The 21,464-nt window shown below is 70.7% G+C and carries 19 protein-coding genes and 2 pseudogenes; 11 read left to right on the top strand and 10 right to left on the bottom strand.

The window, feature by feature from the left end; translation table 11 throughout:
- Positions 1-46: 46 nt before the first annotated feature.
- Positions 47-415: an STAS domain-containing protein gene (locus GA0115254_RS31840; protein ID WP_093898739.1), complete on the bottom strand. Its 369-nt coding sequence runs from the start codon at positions 413-415 to the stop codon at positions 47-49.
- Between the two features lie 283 nt (positions 416-698).
- Between GA0115254_RS31840 and GA0115254_RS31845 the strand changes: the two genes are divergently transcribed.
- The gene (locus GA0115254_RS31845) at positions 699-1,670 is read left to right on the top strand and encodes an RNA polymerase sigma factor SigF (RefSeq protein WP_093898759.1); all 972 of its coding nucleotides are present in this window, start codon (positions 699-701) and stop codon (positions 1,668-1,670) included.
- A gap of 147 nt (positions 1,671-1,817) precedes the next feature.
- Here the strand turns inward: GA0115254_RS31845 and hutI are convergent, their stop codons facing one another.
- The 4 genes from hutI to hutU form a co-directional block, all read right to left on the bottom strand.
- Complete coding sequence (gene hutI / locus GA0115254_RS31850) at positions 1,818-2,990, bottom strand: imidazolonepropionase (protein WP_093898740.1); 1,173 nt, start codon at positions 2,988-2,990, stop codon at positions 1,818-1,820.
- 119 nt (positions 2,991-3,109) lie between these two features.
- A complete protein-coding gene (locus tag GA0115254_RS31855; RefSeq protein WP_093898741.1) occupies positions 3,110-4,495 on the bottom strand; it encodes a formimidoylglutamate deiminase in 1,386 nt (461 codons plus the stop codon).
- Positions 4,486-5,694: an allantoate amidohydrolase gene (locus GA0115254_RS31860; protein WP_093898760.1), complete on the bottom strand. Its 1,209-nt coding sequence runs from the start codon at positions 5,692-5,694 to the stop codon at positions 4,486-4,488. The genes GA0115254_RS31855 and GA0115254_RS31860 overlap by 10 nt, the downstream gene beginning before the upstream one ends.
- Before the next feature lie 74 nt (positions 5,695-5,768).
- Positions 5,769-7,427, bottom strand: a complete 1,659-nt coding sequence (gene hutU, locus GA0115254_RS31865; RefSeq protein ID WP_093898742.1) for a urocanate hydratase — start codon at positions 7,425-7,427, stop codon at positions 5,769-5,771.
- Between the two features lie 260 nt (positions 7,428-7,687).
- On the opposite strand from hutU, the gene GA0115254_RS31870 reads away from it, so the two are divergent.
- The 4 genes from GA0115254_RS31870 to GA0115254_RS31885 all read left to right on the top strand — a co-directional run bounded on the left by GA0115254_RS31870 (position 7,688) and on the right by GA0115254_RS31885 (position 9,830).
- Complete coding sequence (locus GA0115254_RS31870) at positions 7,688-8,110, top strand: hypothetical protein (RefSeq protein WP_093898743.1); 423 nt, start codon at positions 7,688-7,690, stop codon at positions 8,108-8,110.
- A 34-nt stretch (positions 8,111-8,144) separates the two neighbouring features.
- On the top strand, positions 8,145-8,882 hold the full coding sequence (locus tag GA0115254_RS31875) for a winged helix-turn-helix domain-containing protein (protein ID WP_093898744.1): 738 nt from the start codon (positions 8,145-8,147) through the stop codon (positions 8,880-8,882).
- 38 nt (positions 8,883-8,920) lie between these two features.
- Positions 8,921-9,385, top strand: coding sequence for a roadblock/LC7 domain-containing protein (locus GA0115254_RS31880; protein WP_093898745.1), 465 nt, complete (start codon positions 8,921-8,923; stop codon positions 9,383-9,385).
- Positions 9,386-9,455: 70 nt separating this feature from the next.
- Entirely contained in the window at positions 9,456-9,830 is a 375-nt protein-coding gene (locus GA0115254_RS31885; protein ID WP_093898746.1) for a hypothetical protein, read from the top strand.
- A gap of 10 nt (positions 9,831-9,840) precedes the next feature.
- Here GA0115254_RS31885 and GA0115254_RS31890 read toward each other — a convergent pair whose 3' ends face one another.
- From GA0115254_RS31890 to GA0115254_RS31900, 3 genes and pseudogenes are all read right to left on the bottom strand, one after another.
- The gene (locus tag GA0115254_RS31890; protein WP_093898747.1) at positions 9,841-10,377 is read right to left on the bottom strand and encodes a hypothetical protein; all 537 of its coding nucleotides are present in this window, start codon (positions 10,375-10,377) and stop codon (positions 9,841-9,843) included.
- A gap of 171 nt (positions 10,378-10,548) precedes the next feature.
- The gene (locus GA0115254_RS31895; protein WP_093898748.1) at positions 10,549-11,400 is read right to left on the bottom strand and encodes a MurR/RpiR family transcriptional regulator; all 852 of its coding nucleotides are present in this window, start codon (positions 11,398-11,400) and stop codon (positions 10,549-10,551) included.
- Positions 11,397-12,960 (bottom strand): annotated as a pseudogene (locus GA0115254_RS31900) (aromatic amino acid ammonia-lyase). Before GA0115254_RS31900 ends, GA0115254_RS31895 begins: the two are co-directional and overlap by 4 nt.
- Before the next feature lie 138 nt (positions 12,961-13,098).
- Here GA0115254_RS31900 and GA0115254_RS31905 point away from each other — a divergent pair.
- The 3 genes and pseudogenes from GA0115254_RS31905 to GA0115254_RS31915 form a co-directional block, all read left to right on the top strand.
- Positions 13,099-13,293, top strand: a pseudogene (locus tag GA0115254_RS31905) (ATP-binding cassette domain-containing protein); the annotation flags it as partial.
- Between the two features lie 72 nt (positions 13,294-13,365).
- Complete coding sequence (locus tag GA0115254_RS31910) at positions 13,366-14,811, top strand: purine-cytosine permease family protein (RefSeq protein ID WP_093898749.1); 1,446 nt, start codon at positions 13,366-13,368, stop codon at positions 14,809-14,811.
- A gap of 87 nt (positions 14,812-14,898) precedes the next feature.
- Entirely contained in the window at positions 14,899-15,318 is a 420-nt protein-coding gene (locus GA0115254_RS31915) for a hypothetical protein (RefSeq protein WP_093898750.1), read from the top strand.
- A 32-nt stretch (positions 15,319-15,350) separates the two neighbouring features.
- Here GA0115254_RS31915 and GA0115254_RS31920 read toward each other — a convergent pair whose 3' ends face one another.
- A complete protein-coding gene (locus GA0115254_RS31920; protein WP_093898751.1) occupies positions 15,351-16,112 on the bottom strand; it encodes an SDR family oxidoreductase in 762 nt (253 codons plus the stop codon).
- Positions 16,113-16,260: 148 nt separating this feature from the next.
- Here GA0115254_RS31920 and GA0115254_RS31925 point away from each other — a divergent pair, with 148 nt between their 5' ends.
- Positions 16,261-17,094 carry a helix-turn-helix transcriptional regulator gene (locus GA0115254_RS31925; protein ID WP_093898752.1) on the top strand — a complete coding sequence of 278 codons (834 nt, stop codon included), beginning with the start codon at positions 16,261-16,263 and terminating at the stop codon, positions 17,092-17,094.
- 367 nt (positions 17,095-17,461) lie between these two features.
- Here the strand turns inward: GA0115254_RS31925 and GA0115254_RS31930 are convergent, their stop codons facing one another.
- Entirely contained in the window at positions 17,462-18,868 is a 1,407-nt protein-coding gene (locus GA0115254_RS31930; protein WP_093898753.1) for a cystathionine beta-synthase, read from the bottom strand.
- Between the two features lie 155 nt (positions 18,869-19,023).
- On the opposite strand from GA0115254_RS31930, the gene GA0115254_RS31935 reads away from it, so the two are divergent.
- A complete protein-coding gene (locus GA0115254_RS31935; protein WP_256102878.1) occupies positions 19,024-20,130 on the top strand; it encodes an SGNH/GDSL hydrolase family protein in 1,107 nt (368 codons plus the stop codon).
- Positions 20,131-20,260: 130 nt separating this feature from the next.
- Positions 20,261-21,464, top strand: a 1,204-nt coding sequence (locus GA0115254_RS31940) for an acetyl-CoA C-acetyltransferase (RefSeq protein ID WP_093898754.1), incomplete at its 3' end; no start/stop codon positions are given.

Raw genomic sequence — 21,464 nt, forward strand, 5'->3', positions numbered from 1 at the left:
ACACGGGCAACACATGAGGCACCCGGGGCCGCGAAACGCGCCACGATCAGGTGTCGAGAGCCGCTTCCAGGGAGTCGTGGACGGTGAAGACCGCCTCGGCCCCGGTGATCTCGAAGACCCGTGCCACCACCGGCAGCATTCCGGCCAAATGGACCCCTCCCCCGGCCGCCTCCGCCTTGAGGCGGGCACCGAGCAGCACATTGAGCCCGGTGGAATCACAGAATTCGAGTCGCGAGCAGTCGACCACCAGACGTACCCGCCCTTGCTCGACCGCACTCTCCAGGGGTTCCCGCAGCAGATCCGCCGTGTGGTGATCCAGCTCACCCACCGGCGTCACGACCTCGCTGCGCCCCTCGGTGCGGGCCTCGACCTGAAGCCGCCCCCGGTTCGCACTGCCGACCGTCCCGCGGTCCATGCCTGTCCCTCTTCGCCGTCGTCACTGCCTGCGTATCAGCGTGCGCAGATTCGTATGTGCCGTCGCTGACGTTCTCGAAACAGTACGCGTTCCGTACGCCACGTGGTAGCCAAAGACCTCAACAAACCGGACATATAGCCCCAATTGGAGCTTGTAACTGCCTGTCCGAACCGGGTAAGGGTAGGGGGACACCCAAAACACGGTCGGCTTTGGAGGCGCCGCTTCACCGCAGGAAACACGTATGGGCATCGGCAGCCATATGCCGAGAACGATGGAGGCGATCATGTCACCCCGGCTCGACGGACCGCGTACCCACGATGCGACGTCAGCATGTCCTCAGGGACTGACCCACTCAGACTCCCCCGCCGCGAACGCCGGAGACGGCACGCGCAACAGCAGCACCAGCAGCACCGCCGTCGACAGCGTCGACAACTACGGCGTCACCGACGGGCTCGAAGGACTTCCCGAGATCCCGCCCTACGACGAGGTGGGGCCGCTGGACGCCAGGGCCCTGTCGAAGACGCTCTTCGCGCGGCTCGAATCCCTCGAAGAGGGCACCCCCGAGTACTCGTACGTCCGCAATACGCTCGTCGAACTGAACCTGGCCCTGGTCAAGTTCGCCGCCTCCCGGTTCCGCTCCCGCAGCGAACCGATGGAGGACATCATCCAGGTCGGCACCATCGGCCTGATCAAGGCGATCGACCGCTTCGAGCTCAGCCGGGGCGTGGAGTTCCCGACGTTCGCGATGCCTACCATCGTCGGCGAGATCAAGCGCTTCTTCCGCGACACCAGTTGGTCCGTGCGCGTACCGCGCCGACTGCAGGAGCTGCGGCTCGACCTGGCCAAGGCGGGCGACGAGCTCGCCCAGAAGCTGGATCGTTCACCCACTGTGGGCGAGCTCGCCGACCGCCTCGGCATCACCCATGACGAGGTCGTCGAGGGCATGGCCGCGAGCAACGCGTACACCGCGAGTTCGCTGGACGCCAAGCCCGAGGAGGACGAGCACGAAAGCGCGCTGGCGGACCGTATCGGCTACGAGGACCACGGACTCGAAGGCATCGAGTACGTCGAGTCCCTGAAGCCGCTGATCGCCTCGCTGCCGGGCCGCGACCGCACCATCCTCTCGCTCCGGTTCGTCGCCAATATGACGCAGTCGGAGATCGGTGAGGAGCTGGGCATCTCCCAGATGCATGTGTCGCGGCTGCTCTCCCGCACGCTGGTCAAGCTCAGAAAGGGCCTGACACTGGAGGAGTGACGGGCACATCCCGCGCCGGCGAAACACCCGCACGGCGCATCGCGAGCCCCATGCGGAAGGACCTGCCCGGCAAAGGGCGGGTCCTTCCGCATGTTTGACGGAGCGTCATCGGCACCTTGCCATGACGCCGCGCTGTGCCGGCCGGTGTCAGACGACGCGCTCGCCGTGCTGCCAGACCGCGTGGACCAGCGGGACGCCCGGCCGGTAGGCGAGGTGGACATGGCTGGGTGCGTCGAGGAGGACCAGGTCGGCGCGGGCGCCGGGGGTGATGCGGCCGATGTCCGTACGGCGCAGGGCCGCCGCGCCGCCCGCGGTGGCGGACCAGAGGGCCTCGTCCGGGGTCATGCCCATGTCGCGTACGGCGAGGGCGATGCAGAAGGGCATGGAGGACGTGAACGACGAGCCAGGGTTGCAGTCGGTGGAGAGCGCGACGGTGGCGCCCGCGTCGAGGATGCGGCGGGCGTCCGGCCAGGTGGCTCGGGTGGAGAACTCGGCACCGGGAAGCAGGGTGGCGACGGTGTTGCCCTGGGCCAGGGCGTCGACGTCCGCATCGGTGAGGTGGGTGCAGTGGTCGGCGGACGCGGCGTCCAGTTCGACGGCGAGCTGGACTCCGGGGCCGTGACCGAGCTGGTTGGCGTGAACGCGGGGGTGCAGGCCCTTGGCGCGGCCGGCGGTGAGGATGGCGCGGGCCTGGTCGCCGTCGAAGGCGCCCTTCTCGCAGAAGACGTCGACCCAACGGGCGTACGGGGCACAGGCGTCGAGCATCGCCCCGGTGACCAGGTCGACGTAGCCGGCCGGGTCGTCGGCGTAGTCCGGGGAGACGATGTGGGCGCCGAGGTAGGTGACCTCTTCGGTGTGCTGAGCCGCGATGCGCAGGGCACGGGCCTCGTCCTCGACGGTGAGGCCGTAGCCGGACTTGGTCTCGAAGGTGGTGGTGCCCTGGCGCAGCGCCTCGGCGAGGTAGCGGGCGACGTTGGCGGAGAGTTCGTCGTCGGTGGCGGCGCGGGTGGCGGCGACCGTGGTCCTGATACCGCCCGCGCTGTAGGGGCGGCCGGACATCCGGGCGTTGAACTCCTCGGTGCGGTCGCCCGCGAACAGGAGGTGGGAGTGGGAGTCGACGAAGCCGGGGATCGCCGCCCGGCCGCCCGCGTCGACGGCGTTGTCAGTGGCGGGTGCTTTGCTTGACTCACCGGCCCAGACGACCCGGTCGCCCTCGATGACGACCGCCGCGTCCCGGATCAGGCCCAGGGGGGAATCCACGCAGAGGGAGGGGTCGTTGGTGACCAGACTGGCAATGTTGGTGATGGCGGTCGTCGTCATCGGGAGACTGCTCTCCTTGTGTATCGGCTTGCAGGGCGGCCCGTCGGTGGGGCTGCGGGGCGCCGGTCAGGGCGCCCCGCACGGCGGTCTCCGGATCGACGGTCTCCGGGTCGGTGCGCTCAGCGGTGCAGTGCGCCGATGGCCGAGGCGAGCGCTGCGGGGACGTCCTCGACCAGCGTGTGCTGCCCGTCACGGACGATGTGCCGGCCTGCCACGACCGTGTGCCGCACATCAGCTGCGGAGGCGGCGAATACGGCTGCTTCGGCAGCAAGCCGGGGCACGGGCCCCGCAGTTCTGACGGAGTCCAGGGCAACGGTCACCAGATCGGCGGGTGCGCCGGGTTCGATGATGCCCGCCCCGGGCCGGCCGAGCGCGGCATGTCCGTCGACGGTCGCGGCGCGCAGCAGGGCGGCAGCCGTCCAGTGACCGCGCGCCCGGGTGCGCAGCCGCTCGTTGAGCTCCATCGCCCGGGCCTCCTCGAAGAGGTCGATCACGGCATGGCTGTCGCTGCCGAGGGAGAGCGGCGAGCCGGCGCGCTGGAGGGCGACGGCCGGACCGATTCCGTCGGCGAGGTCGCGTTCCGTGGTGGGGCACATGCAGGTGCCGGTCGCCGAGGAGCCGAGGAGCGTGATGTCCTCGCCGGTGAGGTGGGTGTTGTGGATGCCGGTGGTGCGCGGGCCGAGGACCCCGTTGTCGGCGAGGAGCCGGGTGGGCGTGCAGCCGTGGGCGGCGAGGCAGGCGTCGTTCTCCGCGGTCTGTTCGGAGAGGTGGACATGGAGCGGGGCCTGCCGCTCCTCGGCCCAGGCGGCCACGGTGGCGAGCTGCGCGGCAGGGACGGCGCGTACGGAGTGGATGGCCGCGCCGATCAGGGCATGGTCGCTGCCCTTGAGGAGGGAGGCGCGTTCGGCCCAGGCGTCCGCGGTGGTGTCGGAGAAGCGCAGCTGGTGCTGGTCGGGCTCCTGGTACTGGGTGGGGCGCCGGCCGAATCCGGCGGAGAGATAGGCGGTGTCCAGCAGCGTGATCCGGATACCGGCCTCGCCCGCCGCCGCGATCAGCGCCTCGCCCATGGCGTTCGGGTTGCTGTACGGGGTGCCGCCCGGCGCGTGGTGCAGATAGTGGAATTCGCCGACCGCGGTGATACCGGCCAGAGCCATTTCGGCATACACGGCACGGGCGAGGTCGTAGTACGAATCGGGGGTGAGCCGGGAGGCGATCTGGTACATGGTCTCGCGCCACGTCCAGAAGGTGCCGGAACCGACCTGGACGGTGGAGCGCAGGGCGCGGTGGAAGGCGTGCGAGTGGGTGTTGGCGAGCCCGGGAAGGGTGAGCCCGCGCAGCACTGTGGCGCCCGGCGGCGGGGTGACGACGCCGGTGCGGACGCCCGCGACGATCCCGCCGGACACATCCAGGGCGACACCCGGCTCGACATGGGTGCCGAGCCAGGCGTGGGACAACCAGTACGTCTCGGTGACGGGCGTGCCCGTCGGTTCCGTTGTCAGCTGCACGCGAGACCTTCCAGTACGTCGGCGAGAGCGATCACCCCGGCCACGCAGTCGTCCTCGGCGGCGTGCTCGGCCGGCGAGTGCGAGATCCCGGTGGGGTTCCGTACGAACAGCATGGCGGTAGGGACTGAAGCGGACAAAATACCCGCGTCGTGTCCGGCGCCGGTGCCGAGGACGGGTACGGCGCGATCCGCGTCGCCCCGGCCCGTCAGGATCTTGCCGAGCTCGTCACGCAGGGCGTGCTCGAACTCCACCACGGGCGTGAAGGACTCCCGTACGACATCGAGGTCGATCCCCGCCCGCTCGGCGTGTTCCCGGGCGGCCCGCTCGATGCCGCCGACCACGGCGTCGAGGCGGTCCTGGTCTGCGGCGCGGGAGTCGAGCCAGCCGCGGACGAGGGAGGGGATGGCGTTGACACCGTTCGGCTCGACGCTGATCTTGCCGAAGGTGGCGACGGCTCCGGCGAGCTCCGCCTCGCGGCGGGCGGCCAGCACGGTCTCGGCGTACGTGAGCATCGGGTCGCGCCGGTCGACCAGCCGGGTGGTGCCCGCGTGGTTGGCCTCGCCCCGGAAGTCGAACCTCCAGCGCCCGTGCGGCCAGATCGCGGAAGCGATGCCGACCGGGTCACCGGTGAGGTCGAGGGCGCGCCCCTGCTCGACATGGAGCTCGACGAACGCACCGATCCGGGCGAGCCGTTCGGGGTCGGGGCCGATGGCGTCGGGGTCGTATCCGGCCGCCTCCATGGCCTGCGGCAGGGTGATGCCGTCACCGTCGCGGAGCCGGTGTGCCGCCTCGACGGTCAGCTGTCCGGCGGCGAGGCGGGAGCCCACACAGGCGAGCCCGAAGCGGGCCCCCTCCTCGTCACCGAAGTTGCTGATGGCCAGCGGCCGGGTGAACTCCGCGCCCCTGCGGCGAAGTTCGTCGAGCGCGGCGAAGGAAGAGACCACACCGAGCGGCCCGTCGAAGGCACCGCCGTCCGGTACGGAGTCGAGATGCGATCCGGTGACCACGGCGTCCCCCGCGAGGGGGTCACCGAGCCAGGCCCACTGATTGCCGTTCCGGTCGACCTCGTAGGTGAGCCCGCGCGCCTCGGCCTGCGCCCGGAACCAGGCACGGCAGTCGGCATCGGCCCCGGTCCAGGCGTAGCGGCGGTAGCCCCCGCTGTCCTGATGCCGGCCGACCGGCAGGAGTTCGCGCCACATCGCCTGGAACGACGGTGCGCCGCCCCCGGCCCCGGCCCGTTCCCGGGTCACTGCCCCGCCGCCGTCCGCCCGGGTCACTGCCCCTCCGTCATCGGTACGCGTACGCCCTTGTCCGCGGCAACCGACTCCGCGATGTCGTACCCGGCGTCGACGTGCCGGATGACGCCCATGCCCGGGTCGTTGGTGAGCACCCGGCGGATCTTCTCGCCCGCCAGTTTCGTACCGTCGGCGACGGTCACCTGCCCGGCGTGGATGGAGCGCCCCATCCCGACGCCGCCGCCGTGGTGGATGGAGACCCAGGAGGCCCCCGACGCCACATTGACCATGGCGTTCAGCAGCGGCCAGTCGGCGATCGCGTCGGACCCGTCGAGCATGGCCTCGGTCTCCCGGTACGGGGAGGCCACGGAGCCGCAGTCCAGGTGGTCGCGCCCGATGGCCAGCGGAGCGGCCAGCTCACCGGAGGCCACCATGTCGTTGAACCGTTCGCCGGCCCGGTCGCGCTCGCCGTAACCGAGCCAGCAGATCCGGGCGGGAAGTCCCTGGAAGTGGACGCGCTCACCGGCCATCTTGATCCAGCGGTGCAGGGACTCGTTCTCCGGGAAGAGTTCGAGCATCGCCTTGTCGGTCTTGTGGATGTCGGACGCCTCACCGGAGAGCGCCGCCCAGCGGAACGGGCCCTTGCCCTCGCAGAAGAGCGGCCGGATGTAGGCGGGAACGAAGCCCGGGAAGTCGAAGGCCCGCGCATATCCGGCGAGTTGGGCCTCGCCACGGATCGAGTTTCCGTAGTCGAAGACCTCGGCCCCCGCGTCCATGAAGCCGACCATCGCCTCGACGTGCTTGGCCATCGACTCCCGCGCGCGCTGTGTGAAGTCGGCGGGCTTCTCGGCGGCGTACGAGGCCATGTCGTCGAAGTCGACACCGAGCGGGAGGTACGAGAGCGGGTCGTGCGCGCTGGTCTGGTCGGTGACGATGTCGATCGGGGCGCCCTCGGCGAGCATCCGCGGCAGCAGCTCCGCCGCATTGCCCAGCAGGCCGATGGAGAGCGGCTTGCGGGCGTCCCGGGCCTCGGTGGCCAGCTGGAGCGCGTGCTCCAGGGAGTCGGCGCGCACGTCCAGGTAGCGGTGCTCGATGCGGCGCTCGATGGCGCGCGGGTCGCAGTCGATACAGATCGCGACACCGTCGTTCATGGTCACGGCGAGCGGCTGGGCGCCGCCCATGCCGCCGAGTCCGGCGGTCAGGGTGATCGTGCCGGCCAGCGTCCCGTTGAACTTCTTCGCCGCGACGGCGGCGAACGTCTCGTACGTGCCCTGCAGGATGCCCTGCGTACCGATGTAGATCCACGATCCGGCGGTCATCTGGCCGTACATGGTGAGCCCGAGCGCCTCCAGGCGACGGAACTCCTCCCAGTTCGCCCAGTCGCCCACCAGGTTGGAGTTGGCGATCAGTACACGCGGCGCCCACTCGTGTGTCTGCATGACGCCGACCGGACGCCCGGACTGGACGAGCATCGTCTCGTCCTGCTTGAGCGTCCGCAGTGTGCGCACCATCGCGTCGAACGAGCGCCAGTCGCGGGCCGCCTTGCCGGTGCCGCCGTAGACGACGAGCTTGTCGGGGTGCTCGGCGACCTCGGGGTCGAGGTTGTTCTGCAGCATGCGCAGGGCGGCCTCCTGCTGCCATCCCAGGGCGCTCAGTTCCGTACCGCGCGGTGCCCGTACGGGGCGGGGTCCTGACATGGCAATGCCTCCTCGCAACTTGTAAATCTTCTATTCACATCCTGAAGGTCTGAATACTCGTAGTCAACAGCTCCGCGCCGACGGCTGGACGAACAGCACCCGGCCGCCCCGCCCGCAGGGCGCCCCGGCGCACCTCCAGCACGCACTTCGAAGATCCCTTACGCATGTACCTATGGAAAATGCCAGAACCTCCACCTGGGGCGAGCACGTTGCGTAGCCTCTGGGTCACAGCCGTACGCCACGTCGGGAGGGGAGTGCGCGTGCCCGGAATCGACGAGTGCCTGCTCGAAGTCATGAGGCTGCCCGGTGCCCGTGGCGCCGCGGTGGTCGACTGGACGAGCGGCCTCGCCCTCGGCACCATCGGCGAATCGCCCAACGGCGATCACGAGGCCACCGCCGCGGAGACTGCCGAGGTCGCGAGGATGGCCGCCGAGCAGCCGGTCTTCGCGCTGGGGGCCACCGGACCGTCGACCGCGTTACCGGAAAAGGCCGCTGCGGGAGCGTCGCCGCCGGTGGAGGACGTCATCGTCACCACCCGCGCCGGGTACCACATCCTCCGTTTCGTCGAGACGGCCTTCGACAGCAGCGTCTTCCTCCATCTGTGGCTCGACCGCGCGGAGGGCAATCTGGCGCTCGCCCGGATACGGCTGGGCGAGACGGCCGAGCGGCTGGTCCTTGCATGAGAACCGCCCCACCCCGGTCGCGCCCCTCTCCCCCATGCTGCAGCGCCTCGCCGACGAACGCGCCACCGGCGCCCTGATGCGCGACCGCGGCACCCTCTATCTCGCCGAGGGCCAGGTGGTGCACGCCGAGAGCCCGGCGACGCCCGGTATAGACATCCTGCTCACCACGGGCGGCGCCCTGCACCGCGACGGCTGGTGGGAGGCGGTCGCCAGGGCGGGTGCCGGGCAGCGGGTCGGCCGCTATCTGGTGGACAGCGGGCGGGTGCCGGGCGGGGCGCTGGAGCTGTGCCACCTCGGCGCGCTGTACGACGCGGCGTTCTTCGCGCTCTCCCCCACCCGGACCCCGGCCCGTTTCCGCTACGGGGTCTCCCATTGGATCGGCCCCGTCCGCCCCGTCCCTGTCGATGCCGTGCAGCGCGAGACGCTCCGGCGCCGGGAGCTGCTGGAGCGGATCTGGCCCGACGCGGCGGGCGACAGCGCACCGCTCGTACGCACGGCCCGTCCCGTCGACGCACCCGTTCCGCCGAGCCGGCGCCGTGTGCTCGATCTCGTGGACGGAGTGCGTACCGCATCGGACATCGCCCAGGAGCTGGGCAGACCGGCGTTCCACGTACTGGTCGGTCTGCGGCGCCTGGCCGCGGCCGGACTGGTCGAAGCGGTACGGGAGCTGCCGGCCGCGACCGCCCCCGGCCGGGTCGCACTTCCCGAGGTCACGGCCGACCCCGACGTCGCCCTGCTGCGCCGGCTCCGAGACGCATTGGAGGCCCTGTGATACGCGCGCTCAGACAGCGTGCCGGGAGGAGACAGCTGATGGTGCCCGAGGCCGAAGTGCAGGATGTCCTGGCCGAGCTCCAGCGGTTACGGGCCCGGGTCCCGCTCCTCTCCGGCGCCCTGGCGGCCAGCACCGACGGCCTCGTCCTGGCCCATGACACCCCGGGCGTGGAGGCGGAGGGCGTCGCCGCACTGACCGCGGCCGCGCTCGGCGTCGCGATCCGGATGGCGGACGCGACCGGCCGGGGCGGCTTCCGTGAACTTCTCGTACGGGGCGAGACCGGCTACATCGCGACGTACGCCGCAGGCTCCTCGGCCGTCCTCACCCTGCTGGCCGAGGACCGGATCAACGTCGGCAGGCTCCATCTGGAGGGCCGCCGGGCGGGCACCCGTATCGGCGAACTGGTCGACACCGCACTGGAACGCGCCGCACAGCCGGCGCCCCCGGCCCGCGCCCCCGAGCAGCGCCCCGCACAGCCCGGACCGCTGCCTCACCGCACGTAACACCACCTACCCCGGGAAACAACCCACGGATCCGGTCGTCCCGGCCGGCCAGGAAAGGAAACGAGCACTCATGGCGAACACCGAAGCGTCACTGAAGGAAGCGATGACGTCCATCGAGGGCACCCTCGGTGTCGCCCTCGTCGACTACACCAGCGGAATGGCGCTGGGCACCCTCGGCGGCGGCAAGGACTTCAATCTGGAGGTCGCGGCCGCGGGCAACACCGATGTCGTACGTGCCAAGCTCCGCACGATGGAGCACCTCGGTCTCCAGGACGAGATCGAGGACGTCCTGATCACGCTCGGCGGCCAGTACCACCTGATCCGGCTGCTCAAGGCCCGCGGCAACAACGGCCTCTTCCTGTACCTGGTGCTGGACAAGGGCCGCGCCAACCTGGCCATGGCCCGCCACCAGCTGAAGCGGATCGAGGCCGAGCTGGAGGTCTGACCCGGCGGCCTCAGCGCCGGCGCCGCGCCCCGCCGGGCGCGGCGTCGCCCGCCATCGGCCCGGTCGTCCGATACCCCTTCACCTGCTTGCCCGCGGGCCGCCCGCGCTCCACCCAGTCGGTCCGCACCCAGTACAGGGTGTCGTCCCGGCGCTCGCGCTGCCCGATCCTGACGGCCTTGATCCAGAGCCCGGCCCCCGCGCCCGCGAGCACCATCCCGCCGGCCCCGGGCAGCAGGAACGCGCTCGCCACCGCTATGAGGAACGCCCCGAGCAGCCACCACCGGTGCCCGCGTCGCCATGCGCGTACGGTCACGGCCCGGTCCTGGAGAAAGTCGGACCGCCCGGCGCGGGTGGCGCCCCCGGCCAGTTCCGCGTACCGCCGGCCGCGTGCGAGCGCCACCACGGCCGCGGTGACCAGGAACAGCGCCGCTCCGGCCAGCAGCCCGATCCGGCGTCCGGTGAGCCCCGGCACCAGTGCGCCGATCGCCGCAGCGAGCAGCCCCGGCCACCACAGCGGTGCGGCTCCGGCCCGTACGATCACGGCCACCCTCGCCAACGACTGCGCTCCGCGCCCCACGTCCGTACCCCTCTCCACAGCTCCTTCTGATCCTTCTGGGCCCGGAGATTAATAGCCGTAGATGAGCGATGCCTGAGAATCGTCGAGATCGGTGGGGCCGCCCTCAGTACGTGATCCCCGTCAGGCCGTCGCCACCACCCGTCACTCGACGAACAGCCCCCGCGCCGCCGCTCGCGCGTCGAACTCCTCCAACCGCGCCTGCGCATCGGGCAGGTCGTCGCACATCGCCTCCAGCAGCACCCGGCCCAGCAGCATGGGCGCACACGCCGTGTCGAAGGCGAGCCCGGTGCCGACGGCTGCCGGGATCAGCAGGTCGCTGTGCCTGGCCACCGGAGCGAACGCCGAATCGGCGACCGACACCACGGTCAGCCCCTGTTCCTGCGCATACGCGAGGGCGTCCACGACCTCCTTCGGATGCCGGGGCAGCGCGAAACAGATCAGCGCCGTGGCACCCGCCCGCCGCGCCGCGTCGATCCGGTCGTGCAGCATGCTGCCGCCCTCGTCGAGCACCCGGACATCGGGGTGGACCTTGGCCGCGAAGTACCCGAATCCGCGCGCCTGGGAGGAGGCGGCCCGCAGCCCGAGCACGGGGAGCGGCCGGGAGGCGGCGAGCAGCCGCCCCGCCCGCTCGACGGGGCCGGGGTCGGCGAGCAGCTCGGCAAGGTGCTGCAGATTCTCGATCTCGCCGAGGACAGCCTGCTGGTACTCGTTGTACGTACGTTCACCCGCCCCCTCACCCGGCTCGGCGGGCCCCGGCGCGACATCCCGCAGATACCTCCGCAGTGCCGGATAGCCGTCGAATCCGAGGGCGACGGCGAACCGGGTGACGGACGGCTGACTGACCCCGGCCAGCTCGGCCAGCTCGACGCTCGACAGGAACGGCACCTCGGCGGCCCTGCGCACCATGGAGTGCGCGATGCGCCGTTGCGTCGGTGTCAACCGGTGCCCCTCGAAGAGCTGCTGCAGTCGTGCGGCAGGGCTGCTCTCGCTCATACCGTCCCCCTCCAAAGTTCTGTGTACTGGTCGAGCAGCTCCCCGGCCGCGACCTTTACATCATCGGTGAGCGGCCGGTCCGCGAGATCGTCGTTGAGCAGAGAATCGGCGAGCACGAAGGCACGGCCCACCGGAAGATCCGGATCGGGGCGCAGGTCCCGCTGGCGCAACGCCCTTACGGCGGCGACCAGTTCGCAGCCCACGACGTGCCGGTACGCGCCGCAGGCCCGCAATGTCTGACGGGCGGCGAGCGAGGCGAAACTGGCCTGCTCCTCGACACCGCGGGACAGGACGGCGTGGCCGAGCGATGCGGGAGCGGAGTAGGTGCGCAGATCACCGAGGGCGGCCCCGGCCGCGTACTCCAGGATCATCACGCCGGACGAGGCGGGTTCGCCGTCCGCGAGGAAGGGCCGCAGGCGGGTGAGGGCCGGCTCGTTGAGTGCCGAGAGCCGGGAGGTGGAGAGCCGGGCGACCTGGGTCACGGCGAGCCTGAAGTGATCGAGTGCCAGGGCCGGCTGGGCCAGGTAGAAGCCCCCGTGGTGGTAGGCGGCCGGGCTGTCGTTGGCGCCGGCGTCCGGACAGATGAGCGGGTTCTCGGCGGCGGCGTTGATCTCGACGGCGAGAACCCGTTCGAGGGCGTCGGCGGCGTCCTGCGCGGGCCCGTGGATCTGCGGCAGGCAGCGGAATCCGTACGGGTCCTGGATCCGGCCGAGCGGTGGTCCGGGACGCTCCGGGACACCGAGCAGCTCCCGCATCCGGGCGGCGACACCGTAGGAACCCGGGTGGGGGCGGGCCGCGTGGACCGGCTCCGCGTAGGCCTCGTACGAGCCGTCGACCGCGAGCAGGGAGAGCGCGGCGACGACCTGGGGGGCGGCGACCAGGCGGCGCAGCTCGTCGAGGGCGAGCGTGGCCTGTCCGAGCGTGAGGGCGTTGCTGCTGATCAGCGCGAGGGCGTCGTTGTTGTCGAGCGGCTGGGGCTCGGGGGCGGCGCCGGGGCCCCTGCCAGGGGTGCTCCCCGGCGAGGGCGAGGCCGACCTGGGCGAGGGCCGCGATGTCGCCGGTGCCGACCGAGCCGAATTCATTGACGACCGGGTGCGCCCCGGCCTCCAGTGCCTCGCAGAGCGCGGTGACGACGGTCGGCCGCAGCCCGGCGCCGCCCGCGAGCAACTGGTTGGCGCGTACGGCGAGCATGGCCCGGACCTCGCGGGCGGGCAGCGCTTGGCCGATCGCTCCGGCGTGGCTGCGCAGCAGCCGCAGTCCGTGATCGGCTGCCGCCTCGGTGGGAACGTCCTCGTTGCGGTTGGCGCCGACGCCGGTGGAGCGCCCGTAGACCCGCCCGGTGGCGGCAAGCTCCCGGGCGGCGTTCCAGGAGCGGTCGACGCGCTTCATCGCTTCGTCGGCGGGGACGGGGCGGGCGGTGCCGTGGGCGAGCCGGACGACATCGGAGACCGGGAGCGTCTGGCCGTCGAGCACGACGACGCCGACGGAACCGGGAGCTCCAAAAGAACCGACGGTCCCGGACGCGGAGCCCTCGGAGTCCACCAGGTGGGACGACATCATGCGCAAACTCCTCCTATCCGGACACCTTGTCTCGCTTTTCGGATCTCTGTACCCAGTGTTTTACCCCGAAGCATTGACAACCTATTCAGTAACGAAGAACTCTGCATGACTATATGCAGCCGGGGCAAGGGACGACTGATGATCAAATTCGACGCAGTGAACAAGCGTTTCCCGAACGGCACGACGGCAGTTCGCGACCTCAGCCTCACCGTGCCGGAAGGCGGTATCGCCGTCCTCGTCGGTTCTTCCGGCTGCGGTAGGACCACCACGCCGAGAATGATCAACCGGATGGTCGAGCCGGCCTCCGGCACCATCCGGCTCGGCGACAAGAACAAGAAGGACCCCGAGGACGTCGCACACGACTGGGCGAAGCAGCACGGCCTCGTCAAGAAGGGAAGCTGACCGATGGCAGGCCTGCTCGAACAGCGTTCCATCGATGTCGTGCCGGACAACGAACGTCACGGCACCGCATTCAGCCAGTTCACGCTCTGGCTCGGCGCCAACCTCCAGATCACCGCCGTCGTCACCGGCGCACTCGCGGTCGTCTTCGGCGGCGGCCCGTTCTGGTCGGTCATCGGCCTGGCGCTGGGCAATCTGCTCGGCGGAGCCGTGATGGCCCTGCACTCCGCGCAGGGCCCGCGCCTGGGACTGCCGCAGATGATCCAGTCCCGCGCGCAGTTCGGGGTCAAGGGCGCAGTGGTCCCGCTGGCCCTGGTGATCGTGATGTACGTCGGCTTCTTCGCCAGCGGCAGCGTGCTGGCCGGTCAGGCGGTCGGGGAGCTCACCCACCTCGGCGAGACGCCCGGCATCGTCATCTTCGCGCTGGTCACCGCCCTGATGGCAGCGATCGGCTATCGCGTCATCCATATGCTCGGCCGGGTCGCCGGCGTGATCTGCGCGGTCGCCTTCGTCTATCTCGGCATCCGGCTGCTCGACCGCATCGATCTCGGAGCCGTCCTCGCCGACCGCGCCTTCGATCTGCCGATGTTCCTGCTCGCGGTCTCGCTCGCCGCGTCCTGGCAGCTGGCGTTCGGCCCGTACGTGGCCGACTACTCCCGCTATCTGCCACGTACGACCAGCGCCCGCGCCACCTTCTGGTGGACGCTCTCCGGCTCGGCGCTCGGCTCCCAGTGGTCCATGGTCTTCGGTGTGCTGGTCGCGGCCACCGCCGGAGACGCCTTCCTGGCGGGCCAGGTCGGCTATGTCGTGGCCCTGGGCGGAACCGGCCTCATCGCCTCGTTCCTGTACTTCGTGATCGCGCTCGGCAAGCTGACCATCAATGTCCTCAACACCTACGGCGGCTTCATGTCGTTGGTGACCAGCATCAGCGGTTTCCGCGGTCAGAGAAGCCTCTCCCCGCGCGGCCGGGCTCTCTACATCACGGGCATCATGCTTGTCGGCACGGTAGTCGCCCTGCTCGGCAAGGACAGCTTCCTCGCCTCCTTCAAGGACTTCCTGCTCTTCCTGCTGACCTTCTTCACCCCGTGGTCGGCGATCAACCTGGTCGACTACTACCTGATCTCACGGGAGCGGTACGACATCCCTGCCCTTGCCGATCCGCGCGGCCGGTACGGCGCATGGCGCTGGGACGCGCTGGCGGTGTACGGGATCGGGCTGGTCGCCCAGCTGCCGTTCCTGGTGACGCACTTCTACACCGGACCGCTGGTCGGGCCGCTGGGCGGCGCCGACATCTCGTGGGTGGTCGGCCTGGTCGTACCGGCACTGCTGTACTGGCTGCTCGCCCGTCGCGACACCACGCACATCCCGGAACATACGATCCTCCCCGCCCAGGTACCAGCAGGCGAGAACAACGGGGCCGGCACCACCGGCACGGCGACCGCCCGCACGTAGCCGCAACGGCTCGGCTCCACCGCGTCCGGCGAAAGAGGGGGGTTAGCCCCACTGCCCCCGGCACCCCCGATTCGTACCGTAAAAGACATGGAAACCCGTGACCCTGAGCTCAAGAGCGAGCTCGATGCCACCCTGCATGCCCGTAGTGAGCTGGGTTCGGATTACGAGTCCGCGCTCGTCGAGTCGTTCCTGGAGAAGGTCGAGCAACGTCTCGACACCACGCTCGACCGCCGTGTCCGGCGCCATCTCGCCGAGCAGCAGGTCAGTGTCGCCAGGGGGGCGCGGCCGCCGCAGCCCATGGGGAACTTCGGCGAGCGCTACGGCTTCGGGATCATCTCGCTGATCCTGGCCATCCCGCTGTCGGCGATCGGCGCCGCGGCCGCCCATACCGGGGGGCTGGTCGTCGCCTGGCTCGGCATCGTCGCCGTCAATGCCGTGCATGCCGCCCGCAGCTGGCCCTGGTTCCGGCACCGTTCCGAGCGCACGGAGTCCGACTGGGAGGGCTGAGGGCCGCGGGCCGGGCCCGCGGACACGGGGCGCTACGCCTGGCGGGTGGGCAGCACGACCAGCTGGCGCAGGTTGATGTGGCGCGCGCGACTGGTGGCGTAGGCCACGAGGTCGGCGATCTCCTCGCTCGACAGTGCCCCGACCGCGTCGAACATGCCGTCGAGCTGCCCGCTCAGCTCGGCGTTGTCGATGTGGCCGCCCAGTTCCGTGTCGGTGAGACCCGGCTCGATGTTCGTGACGCGGACGTCGCGAGGTCCGAACTCCGTGCGCAGCGACGACGACAGGTGGGTGAGCGCGGCCTTCGTCGCCCCGTACACCGCGTAGTGGGGAAACGTGACGTGCGCGCCGATGGACGAGATGTTCACCAGGTCCGCGGTGCGGCCGTCGGCGGCCGCCGCCACCAGGTCGGATGTGAAGGCCCGGATGATCCGCAGGGCGCCCGTCACATTGGTGTCGATCATCCGCTGCCACTCGTCCGTCCGGCCCTCGTCCACCGGGTTCGGCAGCATCACACCGGCCGCGTTGACCACCAGGTCCACCTGCCCGAACGTGCTGTGCACCCGCTCGGCCGCGGCGTCCACGGACGCCTGGTCGGTGACATCGGCGGTGACGGCGAGCGCCGCACCACCCTCCGCCTCGATCGTGGCGGCCAGCTTATCCAGCCGCTCCGCGCGCCGGGCCAGCAGTGCGACCCCGACGCCCTGGGCGGCGAGCAGCCGGGCGGTCGCGGCGCCCATGCCGCTGGCGGCTCCGGTGATGACGGCGGTGCGGCCTGCGAGGGTCTCGTACGACATGTCCGTACTCCTTGCGCTCTCAGGACCGGGGCGTTTCCCCGGGCCTGGCCCCACTCTGCGCGGCTGCCGCCCGGCCACCCAGGGATGCGTTGTTCCTGGGTCTGCCAGTACCAGGTTCGGCGCCCGCGCTTCTTCTACGATCGGTGTCATGGACGGCGACCTCGGTGATTTCCTCCGCTCACGGCGAGCCCGCATCCAGCCCGCGGACGTGGGGCTGAACGTGTACGGCGGCCGACGGCGGGTTCCCGGACTCCGGCGCGAGGAGGTCGCGCAGCTCGCGGGGGTGAGCGTCGACTACTACATACGGCTGGAACAGGGGCGCGGCCCGAGCGTCTCGGACGCCGTGCTCGACGCGATCGCCCGGGTGCTCCAGCTGGACGAGACGGAGCACACGTATCTGCGTACGGTGGCACGCCCGGGGCCGCGCGCCTCGGCCCCGGCCGCCACCCAGCGGGTCCGCCCCGGTCTGCGCCTGCTGCTGGACACGCTCGGCGGGGCCCCGGCGTTCATCCTGGGCCGCCGGATGGACGTACTGGCGTGGAACGCGCTGGGCGACGCGGTCGTCGGCTACTCGCGGATGCGCCCGGCGGAACTGAACATCCCGCGCCAGGTCTTCCTCGACCCGGCGACGCGCGAGCTCTATCCGGAGTGGGCCGCGGTGGCGGCGGAGACGGTCGCCCATCTGCGACTGGATGCCGGGCTGCACCCCGATGACAAGCAACTGGCCACACTGGTGGGTGAGTTGTCCATGAAGAGCGAGGACTTCCGCCGGCTGTGGGCGGATCACCAGGTGAAGGCGAAGACCTACGGCGTCAAGCGCATCAACCACCCCGTCGCGGGTGAGCTGACCCTCCCGTACGAGACGCTCGGCGTGCCCGGCGACCCCGGCCAGTCCCTGGTGGTCTACACCCCGGAGCCCGGCAGCGAGACCGCGGAACGCATCGCGCTGCTGGCGAGCTGGGCGGCCGCACCGGCCGGGTGAGGCGCCGCCGGGGGCGCGAACGGCGCCTCGCCCGGCCGGCCGGGCACTCGCCCGTCGCACGGTCCGCGCACCTGACCGTCGCAGACGTCCGTCGCACATGGATGTATCGCGGGGACCGCCGCACCCCCGGTTTCCCAGGGGGCGGGACGACGGCGGTCCCCGCGAGGGACACGGTCCGGGTCAGGGCCGGTCACCGCGTCCTGGCGACGGTGGAGGTCCGGGAGCCGCTCCGTAGTCCGTGTCGCCGTATCGGGTGTCGGCGGGTTCCCCTGCCGACACCCATCAATGTGCCGGACTCGTGTTAAGCCGGTGCTGCGCGTACGTGTCACGCTCGTACCGTTTTCGCGAAGCCCGGCCTTTGAGCCGGCTACGGCTTGCCGGCCGACGCGTCCTTGGCGAGGAACGCCAGCAGGTCCTGCCTGCTGACCACACCCTTCGGCTTGCCCTCCACCAGCACGATCGCCGCGTCCGCCGCGTTCGTGCCGCCGAGCACCGCCATCAGGTCCGCGACCGGTTCGCCGGAGCCGACCTGCGGCAGCGGCGGGGACATGTGCTTCTCCAGCGGGTCGGAGAGCGAGGCGCGCTGGGCGAACAGAGCGTTCAGCAGCTCCCGCTCCACCACCGAACCGATGACCTCGGCGGCCATCACGTCCGGGTGGCCCGCGCCCGGCTTCACGATCGGCATCTGCGAGACGCCGTACTCGCGCAGGACGTCGATCGCCTCGCCGACGGTCTCCTCGGGGTGCATGTGGACGAGCGTCGGGATCGGGCCGTCCTTGTGGTCGAGCACGTCCCCGACGCGCGCGGACGGGCCGGCGTCCTCCAGGAAGCCGTAATCGGCCATCCACTCGTCGTTGAAGATCTTGCTCAGGTAGCCGCGGCCGCTGTCGGGCAGCAGGACGACGACCACGTCGTCCGGGCCCAGTCGCTTCGCGACCTCCAGGGCGGCGACGACCGCCATGCCGCAGGAGCCGCCGACCAGCAGGCCCTCCTCCTTGGCGAGGCGGCGGGTCATCTGGAAGGAATCCTTGTCGGACACGGCGACGATCTCGTCCGTGACCGTACGGTCGTAGGCGCTCGGCCAGAAGTCCTCGCCGACGCCCTCGACGAGGTACGGGCGTCCGGAGCCGCCGGAGTAGACCGATCCCTCCGGGTCCGCACCGACGACCTCGACCGAGCCGCCGCTGACCTCCTTCAGATAGCGGCCGGTGCCGCTGATCGTGCCGCCGGTGCCGACACCCGCGACGAAATGGGTGATCTTCCCGTCCGTCTGCTCCCACAGCTCCGGACCGGTGGTCTCGTAGTGCGAGCGCGGGTTGTTCGGGTTGGAGTACTGGTCGGGCTTCCAGGCTCCCGGCGTCTCACGGACCAGCCGGTCCGAGACGTTGTAGTACGAGTCGGGGTGCTCGGGGTCAACGGCCGTCGGGCAGACGACGACCTCGGCACCGTAGGCGCGCAGCACATTGATCTTGTCCGTGGACACCTTGTCCGGGCAGACGAAGATGCACTTGTATCCCTTCTGCTGCGCGACGATCGCCAGGCCGACGCCCGTGTTGCCGCTGGTCGGCTCGACGATCGTGCCGCCGGGCTGCAGCTCGCCGCTCTGTTCGGCGGCCTCGATCATGCGCAGGGCGATGCGGTCCTTGACCGAACCGCCGGGATTGAAGTACTCGACCTTGGCCAGGACCGTCGCCTGGATGCCGGCCGTCACACTGCGCAGCCTCACCAGCGGGGTATTGCCTACGAGACTGATCATCGAATCGTGGAATTGCACCGTGTACTCCGGGGTCTCCGAGATGGTGCGGCAAGCGTATGCGTACGGGCACGGGATTGGGCGAAGCGATTGAGCGACGGTCGCTGCGGGGCAGTTAGCTGTATGTACGGCGGTACGGCAACGAGGAGGTGGACCGGACTGTGTCGAGGGCAAGGGTGGCACGGCGGATCGCAGCGGGCGCGGCCTACGGCGGCGGCAGCATCGGGCTGCTCGGCGCGGCGGCGGTAGGCGTACTGCTGGCGGAGGTCCAGCTGGCGAAACGGCAGGTGGGCGGCGGTATCGCACCGGTTCCACCGAGCGCGGACGGGCGGTACGGGGTGGCGTTCACCGGCCCTGCGGAACCGCTGCGGCTGGGGTTGCTCGGTGATTCGACGGCGGCCGGGCAGGGGGTGCGGCGGGCCGGGCAGACACCGGGGGCGCTGCTCGCATCGGGGCTCGCGGCGGTGTCCGAGCGGCCGGTGGATCTGCGCAATGTGGCGCAGCCGGGCGCCCGGTCGGACGATCTGGAGCGGCAGGTCTCGCTGCTGCTCGCCGACCCGTCCCGTACGCCCGACGTGTGCGTGATCATGATCGGGGCGAACGATGTGACGCATCGGATGCCCGCCACCCAGTCGGTGCGCTGTCTGACCACCGCCGTGCGCAGGCTGCGTACGGCAGGTGCGGAGGTGGTGGTCGGCACGTGCCCGGATCTCGGCACGATCGAGCCGGTCTACCAGCCGCTGCGCTGGCTGGCCCGGCGGGTGAGCCGGCAGCTGGCGGCGGCCCAGACGATCGGTTCGGTGGAGCAGGGCGGGCGGACGGTGTCGCTGGGCGACCTGCTGGGGCCGGAGTTCGAGGCGAATCCGCGGGAGCTGTTCGGTCCGGACAACTACCACCCGTCGGCGGAGGGGTACGCCACGGCGGCGATGGCGGTCCTGCCCACGCTCTGTGCGGTCCTGGGGATGTGGCCGGAGTCCGACCGTCTGGACGGGGCCCGGCGCGAGGACATGCTGCCGGTGGCCGAGGCGGCCTCCCAGGCGGCCAGGGAGGCCGGTACGGAGGTCACGGGGGCACGGGCGCCCTGGGCTCTCCTCAAGCACCGCAGGCGGCGGCGTCTGCCCGCGGCCACGGAGCCCAGTCCGCAGCCGGACACACTTGGAGAAGCACCCCTGGAGACGCTCGGGGAACCACAGGGGGAATCGCACGAGGAGGCATACGAGGACACGCACAAGGAGCCGTATGGGGAGTCGCACGGGGAGTCGCACAACCTGCCCGCCAATTGATCGACTGAGCGGTCGCTTAGAAAAGAGGTCGGCGTCACATGCGCTGCCCGGTGACCCAGCATCTACGTACAGGTAACTTCCAAGTCAGCACCTGCCAGAACCCGCCTTCCAGCCCTCATGGAGCCGCGTGATGCCCGAAGCCGTGATCGTCTCTGCTGCCCGTTCCCCCATCGGCCGGGCCTTCAAGGGTTCGCTGAAGGACCTGCGCGCGGACGACCTGACCGCCACGATCATCCGGACCGCGCTGGCCAAGGTGCCCGAGCTGGACCCGAAGGACATCGACGACCTGATGCTCGGCTGCGGCCTCCCCGGCGGCGAGCAGGGCAACAACCTGGGCCGCATCATCGCCGTGCAGATGGGGATGGACCACCTTCCCGGCTGTACGGTCACCCGCTACTGCTCGTCCTCCCTCCAGACCAGCCGGATGGCGCTGCACGCCATCAAGGCCGGCGAGGGCGACGTCTTCATCTCGGCCGGTGTCGAGATGGTGTCCCGCTTCGTGAAGGGCAACTCCGACAGCCTGCCGGACACGCACAACCCGCTGTTCGCCGACGCCGAGGCCCGCACCGCGGCCCGCGCCGAGCGGGGCGGCGACGACTGGCACGACCCGCGCGAGGACGGCCTGGTCCCGGACGCGTACATCGCGATGGGGCAGACCGCGGAGAACCTGGCCCGGCTCAAGGGCGTCTCCCGCCAGGACATGGACGAGTTCGGCGTCCGCTCACAGAACCTCGCCGAGGAAGCCATCAAGAACGGCTTCTGGGAGCGCGAGATCACCCCGGTCACCACCCCGGACGGCACGGTCGTCTCGAAGGACGACGGCCCGCGCGCGGGCGTCACCCTGGAGGGCGTGCAGGGCCTGAAGCCGGTCTTCCGCCCCGACGGCCTGGTCACCGCGGGCAACTGCTGCCCGCTCAACGACGGCGCCGCCGCACTCGTGATCATGTCCGACACCAAGGCGCGCGAGCTGGGCCTGACCCCGCTGGCCCGGATCGTCTCGACCGGTGTCTCCGGTCTCTCCCCCGAGATCATGGGATACGGGCCGGTGGAGGCCAGCAAGCAGGCGCTGAAGCGCGCCGGGCTGACCATCGACGACATCGACCTGGCCGAGATCAACGAGGCGTTCGCCGCCCAGGTGATCCCCTCCTACCGGGACCTCGGCCTGCCGCTGGAGAAGGTCAACGTCAACGGCGGCGCCATCGCCGTCGGCCACCCCTTCGGCATGACCGGCGCCCGGATCACCGGCACGCTGATCAACAGCCTGCAGTTCCACGACAAGCAGTTCGGCCTGGAGACCATGTGCGTGGGCGGCGGCCAGGGCATGGCGATGGTCA

Origin of the sequence: Streptomyces sp. Ncost-T10-10d, from assembly GCF_900091955.1 — a bacterium.
Classification (GTDB): domain Bacteria; phylum Actinomycetota; class Actinomycetes; order Streptomycetales; family Streptomycetaceae; genus Streptomyces.

Bases quoted from the DNA above. Each gene is read 5' to 3' on its own strand.
- GA0115254_RS31840 (WP_093898739.1), bottom strand. From the start codon at position 415: ATGGACCGCGGGACGGTCGGCAGTGCGAACCGGGGGCGGCTTCAGGTC.
- GA0115254_RS31845 (WP_093898759.1), top strand. From the start codon at position 699: ATGTCACCCCGGCTCGACGGACCGCGTACCCACGATGCGACGTCAGCA.
- hutI (WP_093898740.1), bottom strand. From the start codon at position 2,990: ATGACGACGACCGCCATCACCAACATTGCCAGTCTGGTCACCAACGAC.
- GA0115254_RS31860 (WP_093898760.1), bottom strand. From the start codon at position 5,694: ATGTGGCGCGAACTCCTGCCGGTCGGCCGGCATCAGGACAGCGGGGGC.
- hutU (WP_093898742.1), bottom strand. From the start codon at position 7,427: ATGTCAGGACCCCGCCCCGTACGGGCACCGCGCGGTACGGAACTGAGC.
- GA0115254_RS31875 (WP_093898744.1), top strand. From the start codon at position 8,145: ATGCTGCAGCGCCTCGCCGACGAACGCGCCACCGGCGCCCTGATGCGC.
- GA0115254_RS31880 (WP_093898745.1), top strand. From the start codon at position 8,921: ATGGTGCCCGAGGCCGAAGTGCAGGATGTCCTGGCCGAGCTCCAGCGG.
- GA0115254_RS31885 (WP_093898746.1), top strand. From the start codon at position 9,456: ATGGCGAACACCGAAGCGTCACTGAAGGAAGCGATGACGTCCATCGAG.
- GA0115254_RS31895 (WP_093898748.1), bottom strand. From the start codon at position 11,400: ATGAGCGAGAGCAGCCCTGCCGCACGACTGCAGCAGCTCTTCGAGGGG.
- GA0115254_RS31910 (WP_093898749.1), top strand. From the start codon at position 13,366: ATGGCAGGCCTGCTCGAACAGCGTTCCATCGATGTCGTGCCGGACAAC.
- GA0115254_RS31915 (WP_093898750.1), top strand. From the start codon at position 14,899: ATGGAAACCCGTGACCCTGAGCTCAAGAGCGAGCTCGATGCCACCCTG.
- GA0115254_RS31920 (WP_093898751.1), bottom strand. From the start codon at position 16,112: ATGTCGTACGAGACCCTCGCAGGCCGCACCGCCGTCATCACCGGAGCC.
- GA0115254_RS31925 (WP_093898752.1), top strand. From the start codon at position 16,261: ATGGACGGCGACCTCGGTGATTTCCTCCGCTCACGGCGAGCCCGCATC.